Origin of the sequence: Streptococcus sp. (genome assembly GCF_030825805.1) — a bacterium.
Classification (GTDB): domain Bacteria; phylum Bacillota; class Bacilli; order Lactobacillales; family Streptococcaceae; genus Streptococcus.
The window spans coordinates 1-24,578 of record NZ_JAPJPF010000013.1 but is presented as its reverse complement, the minus strand read 5'-3'; the positions used below and the strand labels follow the sequence as shown (position 1 = coordinate 24,578).

Below are 24,578 nucleotides of genomic sequence, written 5' to 3'. Positions count from 1 at the left end.
ATCTTACACATTAAATGTTACAGTTAGTTATAATTTATGTTACAAAGGTTACAAAATCATGTATTTTTCATGCAAAAAACGCTATAAATAGCGTTTTTCTTCATTTTTTTAGAAAAATTCCCCTATATGTAGTGGTGGTATTCTAATATTTCAACCAAAAAATGATAGCACCAACTGCTACTACAGACAGAATAGCTACACTATCTAAAACTTGCCATTTTAACTGCCTATAACGGCTTCTTCCCTCTCCACTTTTATAACCTCTTGCCTCCATGGCAATTGCAAGAGCATCTGCACGTTTAAAACTTGATGCAAACAAGGGAATTAAAATCGGTATAAAAGAGCGGATCTTCTGAAGGAGATTCCCTTCTCCAAAATCAACCCCTCTAGCTCTCTGTGCATTCATAATGCGAATCGTATCATCCATTAGAGTGGGGACGAAACGAAGGCTCATAGACAACATGAGTCCAATTTCATGAGCAGGAACTTTGATGATTTTAAATGGAGTTAACAACTTTTCTACGGCATCTGCTAAGCTTAAGGGCGTTGTTGTCAGTGTTAAAATCGTTGAAAATACAACAATGAGAATAAAACGACAAAAGATCACACCAGCTTGAGCAAGTCCTTTATCCGTTACAGTCAAAAAATAAAATTGAAATAAGGTCTTACCGCCAGTCGTCGCAAACAACTGAAAGAGTGTGGTGAAAGCAATGATAAAGACCATCGATTTCAGGCCATTAATAAAAAAACGGAAGGGGATCTTGGCACTCAAAATCAACGCAAAGGCCAATAAAAATAACAGGACATTCGTCAACACATTATTGGCCCAAAACAAAATAACAATTAACAAGAAAAGTCCCAGTAACTTTGCTCTTGGATCCATACGATGGAGAATGGAATTACCTGGTACATATCGTCCTAAAATCATACTATTCATGTCCAATTAACTCCTTAAACTCCTGTAAAGTGATTGGTAAAGTTGGCAAAGATAGTCCTTTTTGACGTAAGCGCCAAGCAAATTTCGTCACTTTCGGTACACCTAATTGTATGTTTTCTAATCCTTCTACATCCTGAAATACATCCCTTGGATGCCCAGACCTCACCATTCGTCCTTTTTCCAAAACATAAACAAGATTTGCGTATTCTGCCACATCTTCCATAGAATGACTCACAAGAACGATGGTCATCCCAGCTTGATGAAGTGACGCAAATAGCTTCATTAATTCCCGTCTACCTGACGGATCCAAACCAGCTGTCGGCTCGTCCAAGACCAAAATTTCAGGTTCCATCGCTAAAATGCCTGCAATAGCGACCCGTCTCATTTGCCCTCCAGACAATTCAAAGGGACTCCGTTCAAACAACTCTTCAGAAAGACCGACTAAGCATAATTTCTCCTTGGCAATACTCTCAGCTGACTCTTGGTCTACTCCAAAATTTTGAGGCCCAAATGCGACATCTTTTACAACAGTCTCAGCAAAGAGTTGACTTTCTGGAAATTGAAAGACGAGACCCACTTTTTTTCGAAGATCCTTTAGCTCTTTTTGAGAAGACTCAGAACTAATGCGCATATCATTCATTTGCACTTCCCCTCGACTGGGCAAAAGCAAACCATTTAATAATTGGAGGATGGTTGATTTTCCACTTCCAGTATGCCCAATTAGAGCTGTATAAGAACCGCTTGGGATTTCTATATTCACATCAAAAAGAGCCGCTCCTTCAAAAGGAGTACCTTCTTGATAGGTATAACTAAGCTGTTTTAAAGCAATTCCCATAATAGTTTCTCTAGCTCTCCTTCAGTCTGATAGGTTTCTCCAACTGGAAAACCTTTTTGATGTAACATGCTGCGCAATCGATTAGCGAAAGGCTCTTCTAATCCAATTTCATCTAAGTCATCTCGAGAAAAGAGTTCTCTTGGAGTCAGATCCAAGGTCGCTTTTCCTTTTTCAAAGAGAATAACCCGATCACTTAGGGAAACTTCCTCTAAATCATGGGTAATAGAAATAACGGTTAACCCATATCGTTCTTTGACTTCTCGAACCGTACGAATTAGTTCTAGACGCCCTTCAGGATCCAACATACTGGTTGCTTCATCTAAAATGATGATTTTAGGTCGTAAAGCAATAATTCCGGCAATGGCCACTCGTTGCTTTTGTCCACCGGATAACCTAGCGGGTTCTCGATCTTTGAACTCATCCATGCGGACCATCTTCAAAGCTTCGTCTACTCGTTGCACCATTTCATCTCTTGAAATTCCTTGGTTCTCCAACCCAAACGCCACATCATCTTCAACTGTAGCTCCAACAAACTGGTTATCTGGATTCTGGAAAACCATGCCAATCTCACTACGTTTATCCCAAACATTTTCAGGAGTTAACAAATCTCCGGAAATATAGATTTGACCAGATTCCGGTTCCAACAAGCCATCAATCAAGCGGACCACTGTTGATTTACCACTTCCGTTATGTCCAATAATGGATAACCATTCACCATGTTTCACGTGAAACGATATATCATTTAACTGATGGTTCTCGTCTGTTTTTTGGTATTTAAATGTAAGATTTCGAACTTCTATAATATTATTCATTTATCTAAAGGTATCTTTAAAGAGGTAGGCACTGCCTTTAAAGTATTCATATCCAGAGTAGACTGTAAAGATTAGCGCAACATAAAGCGTAATTTGACCCAATAAGTCCCAATGGAAGAGAAGGAAAATAATGGCAAACATTTGTGAGAAGGTTTTAATTTTTCCAGGCATAGCTGCTGGCAAAACAACTCCTCCTGTTTCAACCAATAAGAGACGGAGGCCAGTTACGGCTAATTCACGGCAAATTATAACTGCAGTAATCCAAGCCGGAACCATCTTTAATTCAATCATCATGATAAAGGCAGACATAACAAGAAGCTTATCAGCCATAGGATCCGCAAATTTTCCAAAGTTACTAACAACTTTCCATTTACGAGCTAAATAACCGTCCAAATAATCGGTGATACTAGCAACAGCAAAGACAATAGCTGCTGCTACATGCCAACCATAACCTTTACCAAATATTAGCATCAAAATAAAAATAGGAATAAACACAATTCGAATCAGTGTTAAGGCATTTGGGATATTTTCTTTTTTCATTCTAGTCTCCTTACTAGTTTACATGATCATTTACATCTAATTGACAAAATCAACGTCGATTTAATTCAACAAAAACATCATTCCACTATTATCCCGTTATTTAGGGAAAATGATAAAGTCCGTCATATCACAAGCGTTGACAAAATCTCGCCCAACCTTTACAACATCTTGTAAAGAAATACTTTGTAAAAGTTTTGGAAGATCAAATAGATTTTCACCCGTCTCAATTGGATTAAATTGAGTCGCAATATAATCCAAGGAATTCAAACCGTGTAGAAAATCACCAAACATTTCACTTTTAATCGTATCGAGATGTTCTTGGGTCACATCAGGATCTTTCTCAAAATTCTTAATGGCCGTTCTGAACTGATGGGATATACTAACAGGTTCCGAGGTGTCCATCGTTAACATCACAAAGTGAAACGAAGACTCTACTTCAATTTCTAGTGTCAAGGAGTTGTCAAGTTTACCAACTTCATAAAGTGACTGAAATCGTTTTGATGTCCATCCAAACATCATTGCAAACAATAATTTGAGGATAATCTTATAGCGATACTGGTAAAGAGGAGGAATCTGATTTCTTCCACGAATTCCAATTGCTAATTTCGGTGAAGCAACTTCAATCCGACTTGTCTCATTTTGAACAACTGGATTTAAGTCCACGGGTGAGATATGAGGAAGAGGATTTGAAGAGGTCTTCATCTCAAATTCAGAAACAAGGTTAACAAGACTGTCAAGATCAAAATTTCCGACAACCACTAGATGCATATTGGATGGTTGGTAAAAATAATCGAAATTTTCCTGTAAACTTTTTTCATCAATTTGAGCGAGAGAAGATACAGTACCTGCAATATCTTGGGCCAAGGGTGTATCTGGATAAAGATTTGCCAACGCCCTAAAGAATAATTGGTAGTCAGGACTATCTTGGTACATTTCGATCTCTTGTTGAATAATCAATTGTTCCTTCTTTAGAGAATCCTTTGAGAGATGAAGAGATTGTGTCATCTCCAGTAACAATCTCAGATTTTCATTGATATTCGAGGTGGTCGAAAAGAGATAGCTAGTTTGTGTAAAGCTAGTAAAGGCATTACTTTCAGCTCCCAGCTTTACAAAATGCTGTAAATAATCTTGACCGTCTTGATCTTCAAATAATTTATGTTCAAGAAAATGTGCAATCCCTGCTGGAAATTCTTTTATTCCCTCTACTCCATCCACTGTAAATCTTGTGTCAATAGAACCGAATTTAGTAGAAATGATTGCATAGCTTTCATTAAAATCCGCCTTTGGAATTAAATATAACTTCAATCCATTTTGGAGAGTTGTCTGATAAACACATTCTCCAACAGCTGGATAATCTATTTTCTCCAAATCTTTCTTTATCATTCTCTTCCTTCCATAAAATAGACCGCTTGTAATTTGAGTAATTTGGCAACAGCCATAATTTCTTCTTTCGTCACCAGTTGAATAGCTTGGATCCAATCATCAATTGACAAGAACTGATTTCCTAAAGTAGATTGTAAATAAGCTCTTTCAATCAAGGTGCCAGGTCGATCCTGCGACAATTTTGCTGCATTTATAATCATTTCTTTTGTCAAGCGCAGCTCTTCACTTGTAAACTTCCCTCTCTTCAAGTCACTTACTTGACGACTCATCAGAGTCATGGTCCGGGTTCTATTTTTTCGATCAATCCCTGCATAGATCCGCATAAAATGAGAAAAAATATCAAAATGGCTAGAGATCGTATAAGCCAATCCTTCTTTTTCTCGAATGACTGTAAACAATTTTGAGTGAGAGAAAGCACCCAGTAAACCATTTAAAACAATCAAAGCAAAATGCTCTTTTTCTCCATACTGAACAGGAAAATGATAACCTAACTCTAAAATAGATTGATGAGTTTCTCTTTGCTCAAGTCCTTCTCTGACAACATTTGAAAAAGATTGGGCATAAAAAAGGTTGACATGAGATTTACGAGGTTGTAAACCAAATTCACTAATCTTTTCAATGACCGCTAGTTCATTGAAATCACCCATAAAGAAAAAGTCAATCAGATTTGTTTGAAGCATTTCTTGAAATGCTTGATAAGCTGACCCTTCATCCTCATTCTGAATCTGCTGGACACTTCCATACTTACTTAGTTTCATATCAGCTTGATCATAAAACAAACGATTCAATTGTTGGTGAGCATAATAAAAATGATTTTCAATTTCTGCTTCTAGTTCTGTAACGAGATTTTTTTTCTCTACTGAAAAAGTTTCTGAATGAAAGCACCCGTTTTCTGCAAGAGGAGCATTCAGAGATACCTTTAATAAATCCAACATCTGATCTGTCAAGACATTTTTCTTGCTCAAAAAAGCATCACGGACATAAGATAAATTAATATCAATGTAGTGCATTTGACCGCGTTTTGAAACAGAAGTAGAAAAATTTGCTCCATACAAGTTCGCCAACTGCTCTCTAAATTGCTGGGAAGTTGGGTAAAGTTGATTGGCTGTTTCAATCATGCGTGAAGCTAGAACTCGTCCTGCTATTGTTTCTTCAGAAAGAGGGGCCGAGAACCGCACTTTTATCTCATTGGTCTTAAATTTTTCTGATTTCATAAAATGGATTTGAACACCAGTAACTAATTCCATCGTCATCCTCGTTCTAACAAATATTACTCTTCATTATATCATGAAATCCCAGTAAAATCTTTCCCAGACAGATTAAAAAACGTTTACACTGACTCGCCCTATTTTAGGTTTTTCATCCTTTTATGGTATAATAACTATCATTGAGGTGAACTATGAACTATAAACTTTTTGATGAATTTATCACACTACAAGCCCTATTTAAAGAACTGGGAATCATTCAAAGCGGTGGAGCTATCAAAGCCTTTTTACACGAAAATCAAGTAGAGGTCAATGGAGAAGTGGAAACCAGAAGAGGACGTAAGTTACGAGTCGGAGATACAATCGAAGTAATTGGTGAGAAGGAAGTCATAACACTGACAGAACCTAGTCCAGAAGAGATTGAAGACTATCAAGCGGACAAGCTGGAAAAAGAACGCGTTGCTCAATTAGTGAAGAAATTAAACAAAGAACAAAAAAAAGATTCTAAACCTAAAAAAGAAGAGAATAAGCGGAAGCCTGTTCGTTTCCCAGGAACATAATATGTGGCTTAAATCCATACACATTCAGAAATTTCGAAATTATAAAGAAGTAGATCTTCAATTCCACTCTGGTTTGAATATTTTCTTAGGCCAAAATGCTCAAGGAAAAACCAATCTCCTCGAATCCATCTACTTTTTAGCCTTGACCCGCAGCCATCGGACCCGTTCCGATAAAGATTTAATTCATTTTCAAGAGGAACAATTTACTGTTTCAGGGATCTTAGAAAAAAAAACCGGCTCAATCCCTTTAGAAATTTCCTTATCCTCAAAAGGACGAGTCACTAAAGTGAACCACTTAAAACAAAGCAAGTTATCAACCTATATCGGTAACATGAATGTGGTTCTCTTTGCTCCAGAGGATTTACAACTTGTTAAAGGCTCACCCGCTCTTCGCCGCAAGTTTATTGATATTGATTTAGGCCAAATGAAACCCGTCTATCTATCAGATTTAACAGCCTATCATCATGTTTTAAAGCAGCGAAACAGTTACTTAAAAACAGCCAACACAGTAGACCCAACCTTTTTAGATGTTTTGGATGAGCAATTAGCAGATTATGGTAGCCGGGTCTGCATCCATCGGAAAGATTTTCTTAAAAAATTAGAAGACTTTGGGCAAGAGAAACATTTTGAAATTTCCAATCAAACTGAAAAACTATCTATTCGGTATGATTCCTCCATTCCTTTTCAAGATGAGGAGACACTTCGCCAAACCTTTATCACCTTGCTTCGAGAAAATCGTACAAAAGATCTCATCAAAAAAACAACCAGTGTTGGTCCTCACCGAGATGACATTAGCTTTTACATCAATGATATGAATGCGACTTTTGGTAGCCAAGGGCAGCACCGCAGTGTTGTTCTTTCCTTAAAATTGGCAGAGATTTCATTAATTGAATCCTTGACAAATGAAAAGCCGATTTTACTCTTAGACGATGTTATGAGTGAACTTGACAACAATCGTCAACTACATTTACTAGAAGTTATCTCTCGTGACATCCAAACGTTTATTACAACTACAACTTTAGACCACCTAAAAGACTTGCCTGAGGACTTAAAAATCTTCAATATCCAATCAGGTCAAGTTGACGAATAATTAACAAAGTTGTCAATTTTGATTGACAACTTTTTGACACAATAAAAGTGTGAAATCATAAGATTTCACACTTTTATTTTTTTATTGAACAGAGTAGTTTGGTGCTTCATTGGTAATTTGGACATCGTGTGGGTGGCTTTCTTTCAAACCTGCCCCAGACATTTCAACAAATTGTGCATTTTCGTGCAATTCTTGAAGGTTGGCAGCTCCAACATAGCCCATACCAGAACGGATACCACCAATCATTTGGAAGACGATATCGGCTGCTGAACCCTTATAAGCAACCCGACCTTCGATTCCTTCTGGCACCAATTTGTTGGCTTCATTAACAGAACCTTGGAAGTAGCGGTCGCTTGAACCTTTTTTCATTGCTGCAATAGATCCCATACCACGATAAGTCTTGAACTTACGTCCTTGGAAGATTTCAGTTTCACCTGGTGCTTCATCTGTTCCTGCAAACATAGATCCAAGCATGACTGCATGACCACCAGCAGCAAGAGCTTTTACAATATCTCCAGAATACTTGATCCCTCCGTCCGCGATAATGGTTTTTCCATATTCACGCGCAACAGCGGCTGCGTCATAAATCGCTGTAACTTGAGGAACTCCGACACCAGCAATCACACGAGTTGTACAGATTGAACCAGGTCCAATCCCTACCTTAACTACGTCAACACCTGCATCATAGAGAGCACGCGCTCCCTCAGCTGTAGCAATATTACCTGCAATCAAGGTGCGATCTGGGAAATGAGCGCGAATTTCAGCGATTTTACGAAGAACACCTGCAGAATGACCATGGGCTGTATCGATGACAATAGCATCCGCACCAGCTTCAAACAATGCTTCCGCACGCTCAAAAGTGTCAGATGTAACTCCGACAGCACCTGCTACTAAAAGACGACCAAATTCGTCTTTCGCTGCATTTGGAAACTCAATAACTTTTTCAATATCCTTAATGGTAATCAAACCTGACAAACGACCATTTTCATCCACCAATGGTAATTTTTCAATACGGTGTTCTTGAAGAATCCGTTCAGCTGTTTCTAAATCTGTACCAACTGGTGCAGTCACAAGATTCTCGCTGGTCATATGGTTGGAAATCGGTTGATTATAATCAGAAATAAAGCGTAGGTCACGGTTGGTCAAGATCCCTACTAGTTTACGGTTTTCCATGGTTTCAACCACAGGTACACCACTGATCCGGTAACGTCCCATAAGTTCATCGGCTTCAGCAATAGTATGTTCAGGTGTTAAGAAAAATGGGTCAATAATAACGCCGTTTTCAGAGCGTTTTACTTTACGAACTTCATCTGCTTGTTGGGCAATGGACATATTTTTATGAATAACCCCAAGTCCTCCAGCACGGGCAATGGCAATAGCCATTTGGCTTTCAGTAACTGTATCCATCGCAGCTGTGATAATTGGGATATTCAACACAAGGTTATCCGCCAATTTTGTACGAAGATCTGCATCGTTTGGTAATACATGACTTTCAGCTGGAATGAGCAATACATCATCGAAGGTATAACCTTTTTTCAAAAATTTAGTGTCCCAATTTGACATTCCCATTTTCCTCTTTTCTTTCTTTTTGAGCCAAGCTCGTCTTTTTTGATTGATAATATCATACCATTCTACGATAATTTGTCAATCATTTGTACAATATTTCAAAAAGAGGTATTAAAACCTCTTTTGAATCATTTTTTTATTGAATCATCTCAATATCAAGAGCTTACTTGAAATAGTTTAATCCCATAGCAGATTTGACTTGATCAAGCGTTTCTGCTGCAACCGAACGGGCTACTTCACTACCTTTTTGAAGCATATCATAAACTTGACCCATATCTTTAGCAAATTCAATCCGACGTTCGCGAATAGGGCCCAACTCTCTTTCAAGAATCTCTAACAAATAGCGTTTGGTTTTAACATCTCCTAAACCACCCCGTTGGTAATGGTCTTTCATTTCTTGAATGGTCGCTTGATCTTCTTCTTTTCCAAACACATCTAAATAATGGAAAACCATATTTCCTTCGATTTTTCCTGGATCTTCGACACGAATATGCTCAGGATCTGTATACATACTCATGACCTTTTTCTTCAAGGTGTCCATATCATCGGCTAAATAAATACCATTTCCAAGAGATTTAGACATCTTAGCATTCCCATCCAATCCAGGCAAACGACCCGCGGCCTCATTTTCTGGGAAAATTCCTTCCGGTTCAACCAAGACATCACAATGATACGCATGATTAAAGGAACGAACAATTTCACGAGTTTGCTCAATCATGGGCTTTTGGTCAGTTCCAACAGGCACGAGATTGGCTTTAAAAGCGGTAATATCTGCAGCTTGGGAAACAGGATAAACCAAGAAACCAGATGGAATAGACTCTCCGAATCCTTTTTGGGCAATTTCTGTCTTAACGGTTGGGTTTCGTTCCAAACGTGAAACAGAGACCAAATTCATGTAATACATGGTCAATTCCGCTAGCTCAGGGATTTGACTTTGAATAAAAATAGTTGATTTCTTTGGATCTAAACCAGCTGCTAAATAATCTAGAGCAACATTTCCAATAGACTCAACAATGGTTTGTGGATCTTTAGCATGATCCGTTAGGGCTTGCTGATCGGCTAAAAAGACAAACATCTGGTACTTGTCTTCATTTTGCATAAGAACTCGATTCTTCAACGAACCGACATAGTGTCCAATATGGAGCTTCCCAGTCGGGCGATCTCCAGTTAAAATAATCGGCTTGGTCATTTTTCTTCCTCCCTGAAGTACAAAATAAAAGCCCACGCATAGCAAAAACTATGCGAGGGCGTCTGAGACACGGTGCCACCTCACTTAGAACAGCATATGCTGTTCTCTCTAACTCATCACAAATGAGCTGCACATAAGGCCTGCTAGCCGAATCTCTATTGGTTAAGATTCTATTTGAACATCAGTCCATTTCATTCTGTTTCGTTGCTTATTTTCAGCAACCATAAGCTCTCTAAAATACGAATACAGATTACTCTTCTGATTGCTTTTCATTATATAATGACATCAAAGGAAAGTCAAGTTCTTCACCCTTTTCTACAGACTAAATGACTTCCTCCAACGCATAAGGGTATTCATTGAAAAATCAAGCGTTTTCTAGTAAAATAGGCTTATATAGACAGAAAAAGAGGAGAACTATACGTGCTAACAGTTACAGACGTCTCACTACGTTTTAGTGATCGTAAACTTTTTGATGATGTCAACATCAAATTTACAGAAGGAAATACCTATGGTTTGATTGGGGCCAATGGTGCTGGAAAATCAACCTTTTTAAAAATCTTAGCTGGGGATATTGAACCGACAACTGGTCATATTTCTCTTGGACCAGACGAACGTCTTTCTGTTCTTCGTCAAAATCACTTTGACTACGAAGATGAGCGTGCCATTGATGTCGTTATCATGGGAAATGAAAAACTTTATAGCATCATGAAGGAAAAAGATGCTATCTATATGAAGGAAGATTTTTCAGATGAAGACGGTGTCCGTGCAGCAGAACTCGAAGGAGAATTCGCTGAACTAGGTGGTTGGGAAGCGGAAAGTGAAGCTTCACAACTCCTCCAAAATCTGAATATTCCAGAAGAGCTCCACTACCAAAATATGAGTGAACTAGCAAATGGAGATAAAGTGAAAGTCCTCCTAGCCAAAGCTCTCTTTGGTAAACCAGACGTCCTTCTTTTGGACGAGCCAACTAACGGTCTTGATATTCAATCCATTACCTGGTTAGAAGATTTCTTGATTGATTTCGAGAATACCGTTATCGTTGTATCTCACGACCGTCACTTCTTGAATAAAGTATGTACCCACATGGCCGACCTAGACTTTGGAAAAATCAAACTCTATGTTGGTAACTATGATTTCTGGAAAGAATCATCTGAACTGGCTGCCAAGTTGTTAGCAGACCGTAATGCTAAAGCAGAAGAAAAAATCAAACAATTACAAGAATTTGTGGCTCGTTTCTCTGCCAATGCGTCAAAATCAAAACAGGCAACGTCGCGTAAAAAGATGCTTGACAAGATTCAGTTAGAAGAAATTGTCCCATCTAGCCGAAAATACCCATTTATCAGCTTTAAAGCGGAGCGAGAAATTGGAAATGATCTGTTGACAGTAGAGAACTTATCTGTAAAGATTGACGGTGAAACTATTCTTGACAACATCAGCTTCATCTTACGTCCAGGTGACAAGACGGCTCTTATCGGTCAAAACGATATCCAAACAACTGCCTTGATCCGCGCCATTATGGGTGAAATCGAATATGAAGGAACTGTCAAGTGGGGAGTTACAACTAGCCGCTCTTACTTACCAAAAGACAATTCAGCTGACTTTGCAGGTGGCGAATCAATTCTTGACTGGTTGCGTCAATTCGCAAGTAAAGAAGAAGATGACAATACCTTCCTTCGTGGATTCCTCGGACGCATGCTCTTCTCTGGAGATGAGGTTAACAAGCCTGTCAACGTCTTGTCAGGGGGAGAAAAGGTGCGCGTGATGCTTTCAAAACTCATGCTTTTGAAGTCAAATGTTCTTGTACTTGACGATCCTACAAATCACTTGGATTTGGAATCAATTTCAAGCTTGAACGATGGATTGAAAAACTTCAAAGAATCGATCATCTTTGCCAGTCACGACCATGAGTTTATTCAAACTCTTGCCAACCATATCATTGTTCTTTCAAAAAATGGTGTCATTGACCGGATTGATGAAACCTATGATGAATTCTTAGAAAACCAAGAAGTTCAAGAAAAAGTTAAAGAACTTTGGAAAGACTAAGAATCACTCCAAATGATCAAAAACCCTGGAACCTTTGTTTCAGGGTCTTTCAATAGACTATATGAAATTTAAAAAATATCTATCACACCCCATCATTGTTTACTTTACAGCTTTTTTACTTCCCTTTACAATCTTATTTTTCGTCTACCTCAGTCAGGGCATTTATTGGGGGAGTGAAACTTCTCCTTTATTAGGTGATGGCTTTCATCAATACGTTATTTTCGACGTTACTTTACGAAATATTTTACACGGAACCGACAGCTTCCTTTACAGCTTTACAAGTGGGCTCGGGTTAAATTTCTACGCTCTTTCCAGCTATTACTTAGGAAGTTTTCTATCTCCCTTTGTCTTCTTCTTTGACAGTTTATCCATGGTTGATTCCCTCTATCTCTTTACACTGATAAAAATAGGATTGATTGGGTTGTCAACTTATTATTCCATTAAGGGAATCTATCCTCAACTGCAAACATTCTTGGTTCTTTCGCTGTCAACTTTGTTTGCGTTAATGAGTTTCTCCGTCAGTCAGATTGAAATCAAAACCTGGCTCGATGTCTTCATTTTGGCTCCTCTTATTCTGTTAGGTTTACACCGTTTGATGACTCAAAAGAAGCGGGTTCTCTACTTTACAAGCTTGACTATCCTCTTCATCCAAAATTATTATTTTGGATTTATGATGGCTATCTTCTTGACATTATGGTATTTCACGCAGCTTTCCTGGGACTTTAAAGAAAGAAGATCTTCTTTCTTTGACTTTACAATTGTGTCAATTTTAGCAGGGGTCACTAGCTTGATCATGATTTACCCCACCATATTGGATTTACGAACTCATGGAGAAAACTTTACCAAGATTACAAGAACCTTTACAGAAAATAGTTGGTACTTAGACGTTTTTGCAAAGAATTTAATTGGTAGTTTTGATACAACAAAATATGGGGCTATCCCTATGATCTATGTTGGTCTATTTCCATTCTTACTTGCCTTTCTATTTTTCTTTGTCAAATCGATTCGGTTTCACGTGAAACTAGCTTATTTGACTTTATTAGTCATTCTTATTGCAAGTTTCTATTTACAAGCTCTGGATTTATTCTGGCAAGGTATGCATGCTCCTAATATGTTTCTTCACCGTTATGCCTGGCTTTTTTCATTGACTATTTTGTTCATGGCGGCAGAAGCACTAAATCGGTTAAAAGAAATCAATTGGCAACGACTCTGCCTAACTTTCAGTTTAATTAGCATTGGATTTATCCTCACCTTTCTCTATCGCAAGCATTATTCTTTCTTGACAAGCAGTCATTTTGTCTTGACACTAGAATTCCTTCTTGTATTCTTTACTGTGACACTTGCCTTTACAGTTCGTAAACTTTCTTATCCAATTTTTTCTGCTGTTATTCTCTTCTTCTGTTTGTTTGAAATTAGTATAAACAGCTATTATCAGATCGATGGAATTGCAAATGAATGGGTATTTGCAGCTCGTTCTTCTTACCAAGGAAAGATTCCATCAATTGATAAATTGACATCAAGTTTACAGGATGATCAAGAATTTTACCGAACAGAGATTCTCCAACCTCAAACAGGTAATGACAGCATGAAATACAATTTTAGAGGGATCTCCCAGTTTTCATCTGTCAGAAATACAGATACCAGTTCGACCCTAGACAAACTCGGTTTTAAATCAGATGGAACCAACTTGAACTTGCGCTATCAAAACAATACATTACTAATGGATAGTCTGTTCGGGATCAAATACAATATTTCAGATAGGAATCCCCAAAAGTTTGCTTTTCATAAATTGGAAACGCAAGGAAATCAGACCTTGTATCAAAATGAAAAAGCTCTTTCACTAGCATTTCTAACCGCAAGTCCCTACAAGGATATCCCATTTTCTAATCTAACCTTAGATAACCAAAAGAACTTTCTCAATCATCTAACGGGGCAATCGTTGACTTACTATCAGCGATTACATCCACTGAAAACTGGTGCAGACGATCCTTCTCAAGGACCTCAAAAGGCTAAAGTTGAAGCAGATAGTTTTCTGACTTATGCCAGTATCGAATATGAGCTCTATGTTCAAAACGATAGTCAACTTTATGTAAACCTTCCTTCTTTAGAATTTGAGAATGAAGATTATACCGATGTTGAGATCATTACGAATGGCCAAGTCAACCGCTATACAACAGACAATGTCTTTCCATTCTTCACCATTGGTCACTTTACAGCAGGAGAAACTGTTAAGGTTCGAATTGCCTTCCCTGAAAATTCTACCGTAACCTTCCAAACTCCAGAATTTTTTGCTTTGAACCTTCAAGCCTACCAGGAAGCCTTTGAAAGGTTGCACCAACAAGAAGTTCATGTGCAAACCAAAGGAAATACCGTCACTGCAGATTTTACAGCAGACCACCATACAAGTCTCTTTTTCACCCTTCCTTATGATAAAGGGTGGACAGCGACGATCAATAATCAACCTGTCCCTATTCAAAGGGCTCAAAAAGGATTTATGACTGTTGATGTCCCTAAAGGAAAAGGACAGGTTGTTCTACAGTTCATTCCACATGGGTTAAAAGAAGGAACCATCGCTTTCCTACTCGGAATTCTTTCCTTCGCTTGCTACAATGCTATTCGAAAGAAATCTCAATCCTCAAAAAATCAGTAAATTCGCATCATAAAGAGCCCCATCAGTTTGAAGGGGCTCTTATTTTATACAAAAAAAGCATCCCTTAGGATGCTAGTTTAGCTCCGCCAGTAGGACTCGAACCTACGACATCATGATTAACAGTCATGCGCTACTACCAACTGAGCTATGGCGGAATGAGATATAGTCCGTACGGGATTCGAACCCGTGTTACCGCCGTGAAAAGGCGGTGTCTTAACCCCTTGACCAACGGACCATGTCATTAACAGAACATATCCCATTATACCATCGATTCAAAAATTGTCAAGCCTTTTTCTGTATTTTATTTAATAATTCTTCGACCCTTTTCACCTGTGTACGAGAAACAGGGCAAGTTGTCTCCTCTTCTAACATCAAGAGTCTCTTGCGACGATCAAAATTGACAATCATTCTTTGATTGACTATATAAGACTGATTAGGACTGAAGAAATGATTGTCTACATCTTTCTCAAGTATATCCTTGATAGTCCCTAAAAATTCCTTTTGAAAATTCTTTCCAACAAGTCGCAATTTGTGGGAAACTCCAGTTGTCTCAATGTACAATATATCTCGGTATGGAACTCGAATTTCCATATTTTTGAAACTGTACTCAAAGAAATCAATGATATTTTTATTTTCAATCACATTCCTCTTCAAGTAGAGAATGCATTCTCGAATTTTTTCCTTAAACAAGTTTTCATTCAAGGTTTTTTCAATAAATTCAAGAGCTGATACCTTGTAACGATAGGTAATAGTAGCAAATTCCGATTTCGTCGTGATAAAGGCAATGATGGCAAAAGGATTGACCTCACGAATCATTTGAGCTGCCTTGATACCAGCTTTTTCATCCCCTTTGATATCAATATCAAGGAAGAAAAGCTGATGAAAATCACCATTGGTTAGATATTCCTTTAGTTCAGTTATTTTACTGGTGGAAACAATATTTAATCGTAGGCCTTCCTCCTCAGCGATAGCTTTCACATGTTTCTCTACTCGAACTTGTTGAGAAATTTCGTCCTCTAGCAATACAATATTCATCTATCTTCCTTTCTCTCCAATAACTAAGCTCTGCGTAAATTTTCCATTGATCAATTCTGTCTCTAGAAAAATAGCAGCATATTCTCCAATAAGCTCTTTTACAATCGCAAGGCCCATTCCTCTACGATCCCCTTTAGTTGAAAATCCTTTTTCATAGAGCTTATTCCAATTAATCGGCTCATCAGAAACAGAGTTCTTTATGATCAGATGCACTCCATTCGGCATATTAAAAACCGCTATTTGAACTTCTTTTTCTTGACTCATTTTAGCAGCTTCAATAGCATTATTGACTAAAATTCCAACAGTTCGTACGAGATCCAACAATCTCATTGGAACCTTTTCAATAATATCTTCTGTTTCAAAGGTTAGTTTAACACCCATTTCCTCTGCATAGATCCATCCCCTACTTAGGATACTTCTCAAAGCAGAATCTCGAATATTTCCTAGGTCAAATCCTGTATATTCTTCTTTTTGGAGTTGGCCGTAGCATTCTTCAAGAACATCTCTTTGAATTCGTTTAATATCCTCAATATTTTCTTCCTCAATCGCTAAATTTAAGGAAGTGATAATATTGCCAAAATCATGACGAAAACCTTTTAATTCTAAATAGAGGCCTTGAATTTTATTCATATACTGCTCCATTTGGCGCTGTTCGAACCTCTTTTGCTTCAACTCCATTTTCTTTTCATAACGATCTCGAACCGTCTTCATTTGAACCATGGTTCCGATAAATATCAAGAAACAAATCGTTGCTACCATGCTACCAAAACTATTGAAATGAGCAATATCACTTATCCAATGAGAAGCATTCAATACTAATGTTAAAATAAGATAACTAACGATCAATTGTTTGACAAATTTCTTAAAAACCCGCTCTTTAAAATAGAGAAGATTCACTTCGAGAATAGAAATAATTCTCGTAATGATAACAATCGATAAAATTGAAATAAGAGTAACAAAAAATATAGAATAATAAGTTGCTATGTAGTCTCCAGTTATAGACGATAAAATTACTGATAAAAAAGTATCTGTTGTTTCAAAAGCTAGATAAATAAACAGAGAATATAAAATGGCAAAATAATGATCATATCTACAAAAGAATCTATAGTATGAGTAGAAAAATATAGGATAAGCTAAAATAAAGAAAGCATATAATAAATCTAAGTCAAAATATCCTAAAATAAAAGATATCACATGAAGTAAAGTAGAAATAATTAAAATTAAATAGAATTTTGAATGCTTATGTTTTAACTGTCTATCAATTAATGGATAAGATAAAATCAAGGGTAATCCAATGAGAATAAAATACACATAATTCATCGACATTATTTTTTACCTTTTTTAAACAAATCTCTAATTAAAATTTTTGTATGTTTATCCCCTCCACAGATTTGCTGCAATTCTTTTTCTGTAAGAACCTTAAATTCTTTAGAAACTGTTGTTGGATTGTTTTGCATAAAAAAATCTCCTTATAATTTATTTGATTATTAAATTATTAAATTTAATATACATAAATTTTAGTAAAAAATCAAAGACTTTTTTAATATTTCCGCTATTTGGTTCATTTTTACAGCTATTTGGAACGAAAAATCTAGTTTTTGCAATTTTTTTATCCCATATGTTTAGAAAAATTCTAGTTTTTTAAAAACTAAGTAATAAAAAAAAAACGTGATTTGTATAAAAATCACGTTTTTTTATTTTGATCCCAGCAGGATTCGAACCTGCGACCGTTCGCTTAGAAGGCGAATGCTCTATCCAGCTGAGCTATGAGACCAGATTTCTTTTTATTCTATCAGAAAATAGGAGGAGCGTCAAGATTCATTTATGGTAAGGACTTCCTTGTTGAATCATAAATGCCCGGTAGATTTGTTCGATTAAAACAAGCTTCATCAATTGATGGGGAAGGGTTAACTTTCCAAAACTCATAAGTAAATTCGCTCGTTTTTTAACTGCTGAAGACAAACCTAGACTTCCTCCAATCACGAAGGTAATTTCAGAATACCCTCGTACAGTCACCTCTTCTAAGGCTTGACTAAACTTCTCAGATGGAAATTGTTGCCCTTCAATCGCTAAGGCAATCACATACTCACGATCTCCAATTTTAGCTAATATGCGATTTCCTTCTTTTTCCAGGATTTGCTGGTTTTCTAAATCACTGGCCCGATCTGGAGTTTTCTCATCCAGCAATTCTACCATTTCTACCTTCGTAAATCGACTCAAGCGTTTAGTATATTCGGCAATCCCATCTTTTAAATACTTTTCTTTTAATTTTCCAACTGTTACAATCTTAATTTTCATATTCATATTCTAACACAAATGAACTTATACACAAGTCTTCAACAAATAGACCAGCATCTATCTTTCAAAAAATGGCTCTATACTCACGTTTTTCACACTTATACACAGTTTTCCACAACTTGTGGAAAAAAATTCCATTTTAAGTTATAATTAAGAAACTAGGTCTATACTTTTCCATAATTGGAACAATAGGAGAAAACTATGAAACAATCATCAAATTTTCTAAAAAAAGCTTTGCAACTTTTACTTGTTCTTATCATTGGTTTTACTGGAGGAATCTTAGGAACCTTAACCTCTTTCCAGTTTACCAAGGGGAATTCTACAAATTCTAGTCAAGAAATAAAATCTACCAAAGTCAATCGTGCTTATAAGAATACAACATCAACTAGTGAAGCCGTTGATAAGGTTAAAAATGCTGTTATTTCTGTTATTACCTACGCTGAAACCTCTGAAAAAGGTTTCATCAATGGAGAAACAGATTCTGATCCAGAAGTAGCTAGTGAAGGTTCAGGTGTTATCTATAAAAAAGATGGTAAAGACGCTTATGTAGTAACCAATGCCCACGTATTAATGGGAGCAACAAAAGCCGATATTCTCTTTGCAGATGGAAATAAAGTTTCTGGAGAAGTTGTTGGTTCTGATACTTTCTCAGATATTGCGGTTGTTAAAATCAGTTCAGATAATGTTACGACCGTGGCTGAATTTGGGGATTCATCTAAGTTGACTGTTGGAGAGACCGCAATCGCTATTGGTAGTCCTTTAGGAACAAAATTTGCCAATTCCGTTACCCAAGGGATTGTCTCTAGTCTCGGACGTACTGTGAAGCTCAAATCAGAAAACGGCCAAAATGTATCTACAAAAGCGTTGCAAACGGATGCTGCAATCAACCCAGGGAATTCTGGCGGTCCTCTTATCAATATTCAGGGACAAGTCATCGGAATCACCTCAAGTAAAATCTCTTCAAATGGCCAAACTGCGGTTGAAGGAATGGGGTTTGCAATTCCTGTAAATGATGTACAAAATATTATTGAACATTTAGAAAAAGATGGTAAAGTCATTCGTCCAGCTCTTGGAATTACCATGATGGACCTGGCTAACCTATCCTCTTCTGATCTTAGCCAATTAGACATTCCAAGCAAACTCAAAGGTGGGGTTCTTGTCCGCTCAGTTGAAAATGATATGCCGGCATCCAAATATTTGCGTCGATTAGATATCATTACAAAAATCGATGACACAACCATTGAATCAACTGCAGATTTACAATCTGCCCTCTATTCTCATCAAATTGGTGATAAAATTAAAGTCATTTTCTATAGAGATGGTAAGCAAAAAACAGCGACCATTGAGCTGACAAAATCTACAGAAAATCTTGGAAATTAAGTAAATTTACAACAGTGTCAACACACCTTTACGAAATTGTAAAGGTGTGTTATGCTATATACATCATGGAAAAAATTGATATTATTGACGTAAAGCAAATACGAACCAATCCTTTTCAACCTCGTCAAACCTTTGTACAAGAGAAATTAGAAGAACTCGCAGCTTCAATCAAAGAAAATGGATTAATCCAGCCCATTATTGTTCGAAAATCTCCTATTGTTGGTTATGAACTACTTGCTGGAGAAAGACGCTACCGAGCAGCTCAAATGGCTGGTTTCAAAGAAATCCCTGCGATTATAAGAGACTTATCAGATGATGACATGATCAAACAAGCCATTATCGAAAATTTACAAAGAGAAGATTTGAATCCAATTGAAGAGGCCGAATCCTACCAACATCTTATTGATAAAGGAGCTACCCATGAAGAAATTGCACAATTTATGGGAAAATCTCGTCCTTACATCAGCAACATGGTCCGTTTACTTCATCTCTCACCAGCTGTCAAAGAAGCCATCAAAAATGATCAAATTTCACAAGGACATGCCCGCATTTTAGTTCCTTTAAAAGAAGATCTACAAATCTATTGGTTGGAACGAACTCTGAAAGAAGGGCTAAGCGTTCGTAGTTTGGAAGAAAAGGTTTGTCAAAAAAAGAAAACACCTAGTAAAAAAGAGAAAGAACTCTTTTTAGCACAGGAAGAAAACAGATTAAAAAAGATTCTAGGGACCGAAGTAGAAATCCGTCTGACAAAACAAGAAAAAGGTAGTATTCATATTTCATTTAACAACCTTGATGAATACCAACGAATTATTAACAGTCTCAAATGAGGCTGTTATTTTTTATAACACAATTAACAGATTTATCCACTTCTTTAAAACTCCTCCTTACTTGATACTTCTACTTTCTTCTCTCTTATCCCCAACCTGTGGAAAACTTCTACACACATTTGGGATAACTATTCACATATTGTGGAAAAAACTCTTTTTTATTCCCTTAGAACAAGTTGTGGAAAACTCCTTCCTTTTATGATAAAATAAGAAAAACATAGCAAGTAAAAAATGAATAGGAGGGCGATAAGTGTCAAGAGAAGAAACATTCTGGAATCGTGTGATTGAATTAAGTAAAAAGACATTTAAAAAAGAAATCTTTGACTATTTTGTCCTTACTTCAAGACTCATCAAAGTCGATCAACAAGAAGCCGTTATTTATTTAGATGCGGAAGTAAAAAAATTATTCTGGGAAGAGAATATGACAAAAGTGATTCTGACTGCTGGATTTGAAATTTATGCAGTAGAATTAACCATTTCTTATCAATTCAATCTTGAAGAAGAGGAAGAAGAAAAAGAGTTTATTCCCCTTTCAGAAACAACCAGAGACTATGCAGTTAGCCATGCTCCAATAGTAGATTTGCCTCCTATCCAAACAGGATTAAGAAAGAAATACACCTTTGATAATTTTGTAAGTGGAGACGGAAATCAATGGGCTTTGGCTGCCGCTTTAGCAGTTTCTGAAAACCTTGCTACCACTTATAATCCTTTATTTATCTATGGAGGACCTGGTTTAGGTAAAACGCATTTGCTCAACGCGATTGGGAATCAGATTATGGAAAACTACCCAAATGCTCGAGTAAAATATATACCAGCAGAATCCTTTATCAATGAATTTTTAGAGCGTCTTCGCCTCAATGATATGGATACCTTTAAAAAAACCTATCGAAACTTGGATCTGCTCTTAATTGATGATATTCAATCGCTTGGAGGAAAAAAGGTTACAACTCAAGAAGAGTTCTTTAATACCTTTAATGCTCTTTATGGGGATAACAAGCAGATTGTCCTAACCAGCGATCGTAGTCCTGATCATTTAGATAGCTTAGAAGAACGTCTAGTCACGCGCTTTAAGTGGGGCTTGACGCAAAATATTACACCGCCAGATTTTGAAACTCGAATCGCTATTTTGAGAAATAAAATCGAAGACCTGGACTTTACTTTCCCGGATGATACACTCGAATACCTAGCAGGTCAATTTGATTCTAACGTCCGAGACTTAGAGGGTGCGTTGAATGATATCTCTCTTGTAGCAAGAGTTAAAAAAATCAAAGATATTACAATAGATGTCGCAGCTGAAGCCATTCGAGCTCGTAAGAATGAAGCCTTACAAATTACGGTGATTCCTATTGAAAAGATTCAAACGGAAGTTGGAAAATTTTACAATGTCAGTGTCAATGAAATGAAAGGCTCTCGACGAGTTCAAAATATTGTCCTAGCTCGACAAGTAGCTATGTACCTCGCCCGCGAGATGACCGACAATAGTCTTCCTCGTATCGGTCGTGAATTTGGAGGAAAAGACCACACAACGGTCATGCATGCTTATGAAAAAATCAAAGGGATGATCGAAATTGATGACAATCTCAGACTTGAGATTCAAACCATCAAGAAAAAATTAAAGTAATCCCATGTGGACAATCCTAGAAAAACTTGCTTCTTTTTCCACATGTTGTGAACAAGGCACTTTTCAATTCCTGTCTGGCTTTAGAAGAGTTTTCCACATGTTCCACACACTCTACTATTACTATTAACTTACTAATACTAAAATAATAAAAGGAGATCTCATGATCAATTTTTCTATTAACAAGGCTTATTTCCTGCAAGCTTTAAATACGACAAAAAGAGCCATTAGTTCAAAAAATGCCATTCCTATCTTATCCACTATTAAGATTGATGTCACTTCTGAAGGGATTACTCTCATTGGATCAAATGGACAAATTTCAATCGAGTACTTTATTTCTGTTAAAGATGAAAATGCAGGCCTTCTTGTAACGACACCAGGTGCTATTCTTTTAGAAGCAACTTTCTTTATCAATGTTGTGTCCAGTCTACCAGATGTCGTTTTAGATGTGAAAGAAATCGAACAAAAACAAATTGTATTAGTTAGTGGAAAATCAGAAATTACCCTTAAAGGAAAAGATGCAGAACAATATCCTCGCATTCAAGAAATTTCAGCCAGCAACCCTCTAACGCTCCCAATTCAAACTTTGAAGAAAATCATTTCTGAGACAGCTTTTGCAGCAAGTACCCAAGAAAGTCGTCCGATTTTGACAGGAGTTCATTTTGTTCTTTCTGATCACAAGGAATTAAAAACGGTGGCAACGGATTCTCATCGAATGAGTCAAAAAAATATTACCCTTGAAAAAAATGGGGATAACTTTGATGTTGTGATTCCAAGCCGTTCTTTACGCGAATTAACGTCTGTCTTTTCAGATGAGATTGAACAGGTTGAAGTCTTCTTTGCCAATAACCAGATTTTATTTAGAAGTGACAATATCAGTTTCTATACACGCCTGTTGGAAGGAAACTATCCAGATACGGATCGCTTGATTCCAACAGAGTTTAGTTCGGAAGTAACCTTTAAAGTTGCTCATCTTCGCCAAGCCATGGAACGGGCCCGCCTGTTGTCTAATGCTACTCAAAACGGTACTGTTAAATTAGAAATCGCTAGTGGGGTCGTTTCTGCCCACGTCAATTCTCCTGAAGTAGGGCGTGTGAATGAAGAAATTGATACAGAAGCAGTTTCGGGAGATGATTTAAACATCAGCTTTAATCCAACTTATTTGATTGACGCTTTGAAAGCTATTGAAAGTGAAAAAGTCGTCATTCGCTTCATCTCTGCAGTTCGTCCCTTTACATTGGTACCAGCTGAGGAATCTGAACGCTTCATTCAATTAATTACACCAGTTCGGACCAATTAAGGGCCAAAAGCTAGCATTGAACAGGCTAGCTTTTCGTCTTCTATGTTGATGAAAGGAAAATCCATGTATCAGGTCGGTGATTTTGTAGAAATGAAAAAACCCCATGCTTGTACTATTAAAGCAACAGGGAAAAAAGCCAATCGTTGGGAAATTCGGCGAGTAGGAGCAGATATCAAAATTCGTTGTAGTAATTGTGATCATATGGTCATGATGAGCCGTCATGATTTCGATCAAAAAATGAAAAAAGTATTGTAAAAGGTTCAGTCATCTTGGTGACTGAACCTTTTGTATTATTTTAATTCTTCAAATTTTCCATCTTTTACTTCTTTGAAGCCATTAGACTTAAAGGTTTTAAGTGTTGTCTTGTAGCCAATGTAATCAACATTTTGATTTTCTTGTGCAGCAATTAACTGATTTTCTTGTAATTCTTTTAAATCTGCCTTGGTATAATCAATCTTTGTTTTTTCAACGAGATAGTCATCCTTATATTCTGCAGAGTGTGAGAATCCTTTGACATCTTTGAATTTTTTATCGTATTCATCAATAACTTTTTTTAATTGTTCTTTTGGCAATCCTGCTCCTTCGTAGTAAATAACAGTTGTAGAATCTGTACTTAGAATTTTATCACCCTGATATTCAACAATCAAACGAATATCAGTTTTCTTATCTTGGTTAATTAATTGAAGGTACCCTTTTTTTGTACTTTGTCCACAAGCTCCCAGAAGAAATAGGGTAAAGACTGCTAAAAGAGGCAGAAGGATCGATTTAATTGATAGTTTTTTCATGACGAAAACTCCTTTATTATTGTTGGTTTGATTATACCATATTCTTACAGGATTGGACAGGTGACTTTTAGTTTTAAGAGAGAGCATTTTTTCATTATCTTGTGCTTTGAATTATGTTATAATAAAAGGGATTGAAATGTGAACGGAGAAGAAGATAAATGGCTTTAACAGCAGGTATCGTTGGTTTGCCAAACGTTGGGAAATCAACCCTATTCAACGCAATTACAAAAGCAGGAGCAGAGGCTGCAAACTATCCCTTTGCGACCATTGATCCAAACGTTGGAATGGTAGAAGTTCCAGATGAACGCCTCCAAAAATTAACGGAAATGATCACTCCTAAGAAGACAGTTCCGACAACCTTTGAATTTACAGATATAGCAGGGATTGTAAAAGGTGCTTCTAAAGGGGAAGGACTTGGTAATAAATTCTTGGCCAACATTCGTGAAGTGGATGCCATTGTCCATGTGGTACGTGCTTTTGATGATGAAAATGTCATGCGGGAGCAAGGTCGTGAAGATGCTTTTG

The 24,578-nt window shown here is 37.0% G+C and carries 23 protein-coding genes, 3 tRNA genes and 1 other annotated feature; of the genes, 10 read left to right on the top strand and 16 right to left on the bottom strand.

Annotated features, from left to right (window positions below):
- Positions 1–142: 142 nt before the first annotated feature.
- The 6 genes from RCH62_RS03395 to yfmF form a co-directional block, all read right to left on the bottom strand.
- Positions 143–937 (bottom strand): energy-coupling factor transporter transmembrane protein EcfT, encoded by a 795-nt coding sequence (locus RCH62_RS03395; RefSeq protein ID WP_306474625.1) that lies wholly within the window; start codon positions 935–937, stop codon positions 143–145.
- On the bottom strand, positions 930–1,772 hold the full coding sequence (locus RCH62_RS03390; RefSeq protein ID WP_306474624.1) for an energy-coupling factor transporter ATPase: 843 nt from the start codon (positions 1,770–1,772) through the stop codon (positions 930–932). Before RCH62_RS03390 ends, RCH62_RS03395 begins: the two co-directional genes overlap by 8 nt.
- Complete coding sequence (locus tag RCH62_RS03385) at positions 1,757–2,584, bottom strand: energy-coupling factor ABC transporter ATP-binding protein (RefSeq protein ID WP_306474623.1); 828 nt, start codon at positions 2,582–2,584, stop codon at positions 1,757–1,759. The genes RCH62_RS03390 and RCH62_RS03385 overlap by 16 nt, the downstream gene beginning before the upstream one ends.
- Entirely contained in the window at positions 2,585–3,124 is a 540-nt protein-coding gene (gene pgsA, locus RCH62_RS03380) for a CDP-diacylglycerol--glycerol-3-phosphate 3-phosphatidyltransferase (protein WP_006595343.1), read from the bottom strand.
- 96 nt (positions 3,125–3,220) lie between these two features.
- The gene (yfmH, locus tag RCH62_RS03375; RefSeq protein ID WP_061564535.1) at positions 3,221–4,507 is read right to left on the bottom strand and encodes an EF-P 5-aminopentanol modification-associated protein YfmH; all 1,287 of its coding nucleotides are present in this window, start codon (positions 4,505–4,507) and stop codon (positions 3,221–3,223) included.
- On the bottom strand, positions 4,504–5,754 hold the full coding sequence (gene yfmF, locus RCH62_RS03370) for an EF-P 5-aminopentanol modification-associated protein YfmF (RefSeq protein WP_048789940.1): 1,251 nt from the start codon (positions 5,752–5,754) through the stop codon (positions 4,504–4,506). The genes yfmH and yfmF overlap by 4 nt, the downstream gene beginning before the upstream one ends.
- A gap of 152 nt (positions 5,755–5,906) precedes the next feature.
- On the opposite strand from yfmF, the gene yaaA reads away from it, so the two are divergent.
- Positions 5,907–6,272: a S4 domain-containing protein YaaA gene (gene yaaA, locus RCH62_RS03365; RefSeq protein ID WP_048789941.1), complete on the top strand. Its 366-nt coding sequence runs from the start codon at positions 5,907–5,909 to the stop codon at positions 6,270–6,272.
- Between the two features lies 1 nt (position 6,273).
- The gene (recF, locus tag RCH62_RS03360; protein WP_048789942.1) at positions 6,274–7,362 is read left to right on the top strand and encodes a DNA replication/repair protein RecF; all 1,089 of its coding nucleotides are present in this window, start codon (positions 6,274–6,276) and stop codon (positions 7,360–7,362) included.
- A gap of 81 nt (positions 7,363–7,443) precedes the next feature.
- On the opposite strand, the gene guaB is transcribed toward recF, so the two are convergent.
- Both guaB and trpS read right to left on the bottom strand, forming a co-directional pair.
- Positions 7,444–8,925: an IMP dehydrogenase gene (gene guaB, locus RCH62_RS03355; RefSeq protein WP_048789949.1), complete on the bottom strand. Its 1,482-nt coding sequence runs from the start codon at positions 8,923–8,925 to the stop codon at positions 7,444–7,446.
- Between the two features lie 166 nt (positions 8,926–9,091).
- The gene (trpS, locus tag RCH62_RS03350) at positions 9,092–10,117 is read right to left on the bottom strand and encodes a tryptophan--tRNA ligase (protein ID WP_048691007.1); all 1,026 of its coding nucleotides are present in this window, start codon (positions 10,115–10,117) and stop codon (positions 9,092–9,094) included.
- A 51-nt stretch (positions 10,118–10,168) separates the two neighbouring features.
- Positions 10,169–10,394: a binding site (T-box leader), on the bottom strand.
- A 143-nt stretch (positions 10,395–10,537) separates the two neighbouring features.
- On the opposite strand from trpS, the gene RCH62_RS03345 reads away from it, so the two are divergent.
- Both RCH62_RS03345 and RCH62_RS03340 read left to right on the top strand, forming a co-directional pair.
- Positions 10,538–12,160 (top strand): ATP-binding cassette domain-containing protein, encoded by a 1,623-nt coding sequence (locus RCH62_RS03345; protein WP_048789943.1) that lies wholly within the window; start codon positions 10,538–10,540, stop codon positions 12,158–12,160.
- A 61-nt stretch (positions 12,161–12,221) separates the two neighbouring features.
- The gene (locus RCH62_RS03340; RefSeq protein ID WP_048789944.1) at positions 12,222–14,810 is read left to right on the top strand and encodes a YfhO family protein; all 2,589 of its coding nucleotides are present in this window, start codon (positions 12,222–12,224) and stop codon (positions 14,808–14,810) included.
- A gap of 81 nt (positions 14,811–14,891) precedes the next feature.
- Here RCH62_RS03340 and RCH62_RS03335 read toward each other — a convergent pair.
- The 7 genes from RCH62_RS03335 to rlmH form a co-directional block, all read right to left on the bottom strand.
- Positions 14,892–14,965: transfer RNA gene (locus RCH62_RS03335), tRNA-Asn, on the bottom strand.
- Between the two features lie 8 nt (positions 14,966–14,973).
- A tRNA-Glu gene (locus tag RCH62_RS03330) sits at positions 14,974–15,045 on the bottom strand.
- Positions 15,046–15,092: 47 nt separating this feature from the next.
- A complete protein-coding gene (locus tag RCH62_RS03325) occupies positions 15,093–15,845 on the bottom strand; it encodes a LytTR family DNA-binding domain-containing protein (protein ID WP_048789282.1) in 753 nt (250 codons plus the stop codon).
- A complete protein-coding gene (locus tag RCH62_RS03320) occupies positions 15,846–17,171 on the bottom strand; it encodes a GHKL domain-containing protein (protein ID WP_239665201.1) in 1,326 nt (441 codons plus the stop codon).
- On the bottom strand, positions 17,171–17,302 hold the full coding sequence (locus RCH62_RS03315; protein ID WP_306474622.1) for a bacteriocin: 132 nt from the start codon (positions 17,300–17,302) through the stop codon (positions 17,171–17,173). The genes RCH62_RS03320 and RCH62_RS03315 overlap by 1 nt, the downstream gene beginning before the upstream one ends.
- A gap of 243 nt (positions 17,303–17,545) precedes the next feature.
- Positions 17,546–17,619: transfer RNA gene (locus RCH62_RS03310), tRNA-Arg, on the bottom strand.
- Positions 17,620–17,663: 44 nt separating this feature from the next.
- The gene (gene rlmH / locus RCH62_RS03305) at positions 17,664–18,143 is read right to left on the bottom strand and encodes a 23S rRNA (pseudouridine(1915)-N(3))-methyltransferase RlmH (RefSeq protein WP_048789283.1); all 480 of its coding nucleotides are present in this window, start codon (positions 18,141–18,143) and stop codon (positions 17,664–17,666) included.
- Positions 18,144–18,344: 201 nt separating this feature from the next.
- Here rlmH and RCH62_RS03300 point away from each other — a divergent pair, with 201 nt between their 5' ends.
- The 5 genes from RCH62_RS03300 (at position 18,345) to RCH62_RS03280 (ending at position 23,523) form a co-directional block, all read left to right on the top strand.
- Positions 18,345–19,523, top strand: coding sequence for a S1C family serine protease (locus tag RCH62_RS03300; RefSeq protein ID WP_306474621.1), 1,179 nt, complete (start codon positions 18,345–18,347; stop codon positions 19,521–19,523).
- Positions 19,524–19,588: 65 nt separating this feature from the next.
- Entirely contained in the window at positions 19,589–20,350 is a 762-nt protein-coding gene (locus RCH62_RS03295; RefSeq protein WP_048789285.1) for a ParB/RepB/Spo0J family partition protein, read from the top strand.
- 250 nt (positions 20,351–20,600) lie between these two features.
- Positions 20,601–21,971, top strand: coding sequence for a chromosomal replication initiator protein DnaA (gene dnaA / locus RCH62_RS03290; protein ID WP_048690429.1), 1,371 nt, complete (start codon positions 20,601–20,603; stop codon positions 21,969–21,971).
- Positions 21,972–22,131: 160 nt separating this feature from the next.
- Complete coding sequence (gene dnaN, locus RCH62_RS03285; protein ID WP_006595327.1) at positions 22,132–23,268, top strand: DNA polymerase III subunit beta; 1,137 nt, start codon at positions 22,132–22,134, stop codon at positions 23,266–23,268.
- A 63-nt stretch (positions 23,269–23,331) separates the two neighbouring features.
- Positions 23,332–23,523, top strand: coding sequence for a DUF951 domain-containing protein (locus RCH62_RS03280; protein WP_061564542.1), 192 nt, complete (start codon positions 23,332–23,334; stop codon positions 23,521–23,523).
- 35 nt (positions 23,524–23,558) lie between these two features.
- Here RCH62_RS03280 and RCH62_RS03275 read toward each other — a convergent pair whose 3' ends face one another.
- Positions 23,559–24,053 carry a DUF1307 domain-containing protein gene (locus RCH62_RS03275; RefSeq protein WP_238656648.1) on the bottom strand — a complete coding sequence of 165 codons (495 nt, stop codon included), beginning with the start codon at positions 24,051–24,053 and terminating at the stop codon, positions 23,559–23,561.
- Positions 24,054–24,211: 158 nt separating this feature from the next.
- Here RCH62_RS03275 and RCH62_RS03270 point away from each other — a divergent pair.
- Positions 24,212–24,578 (top strand): GTPase (locus tag RCH62_RS03270; protein WP_306474620.1); only part of this gene is annotated, 367 nt, incomplete at its 3' end.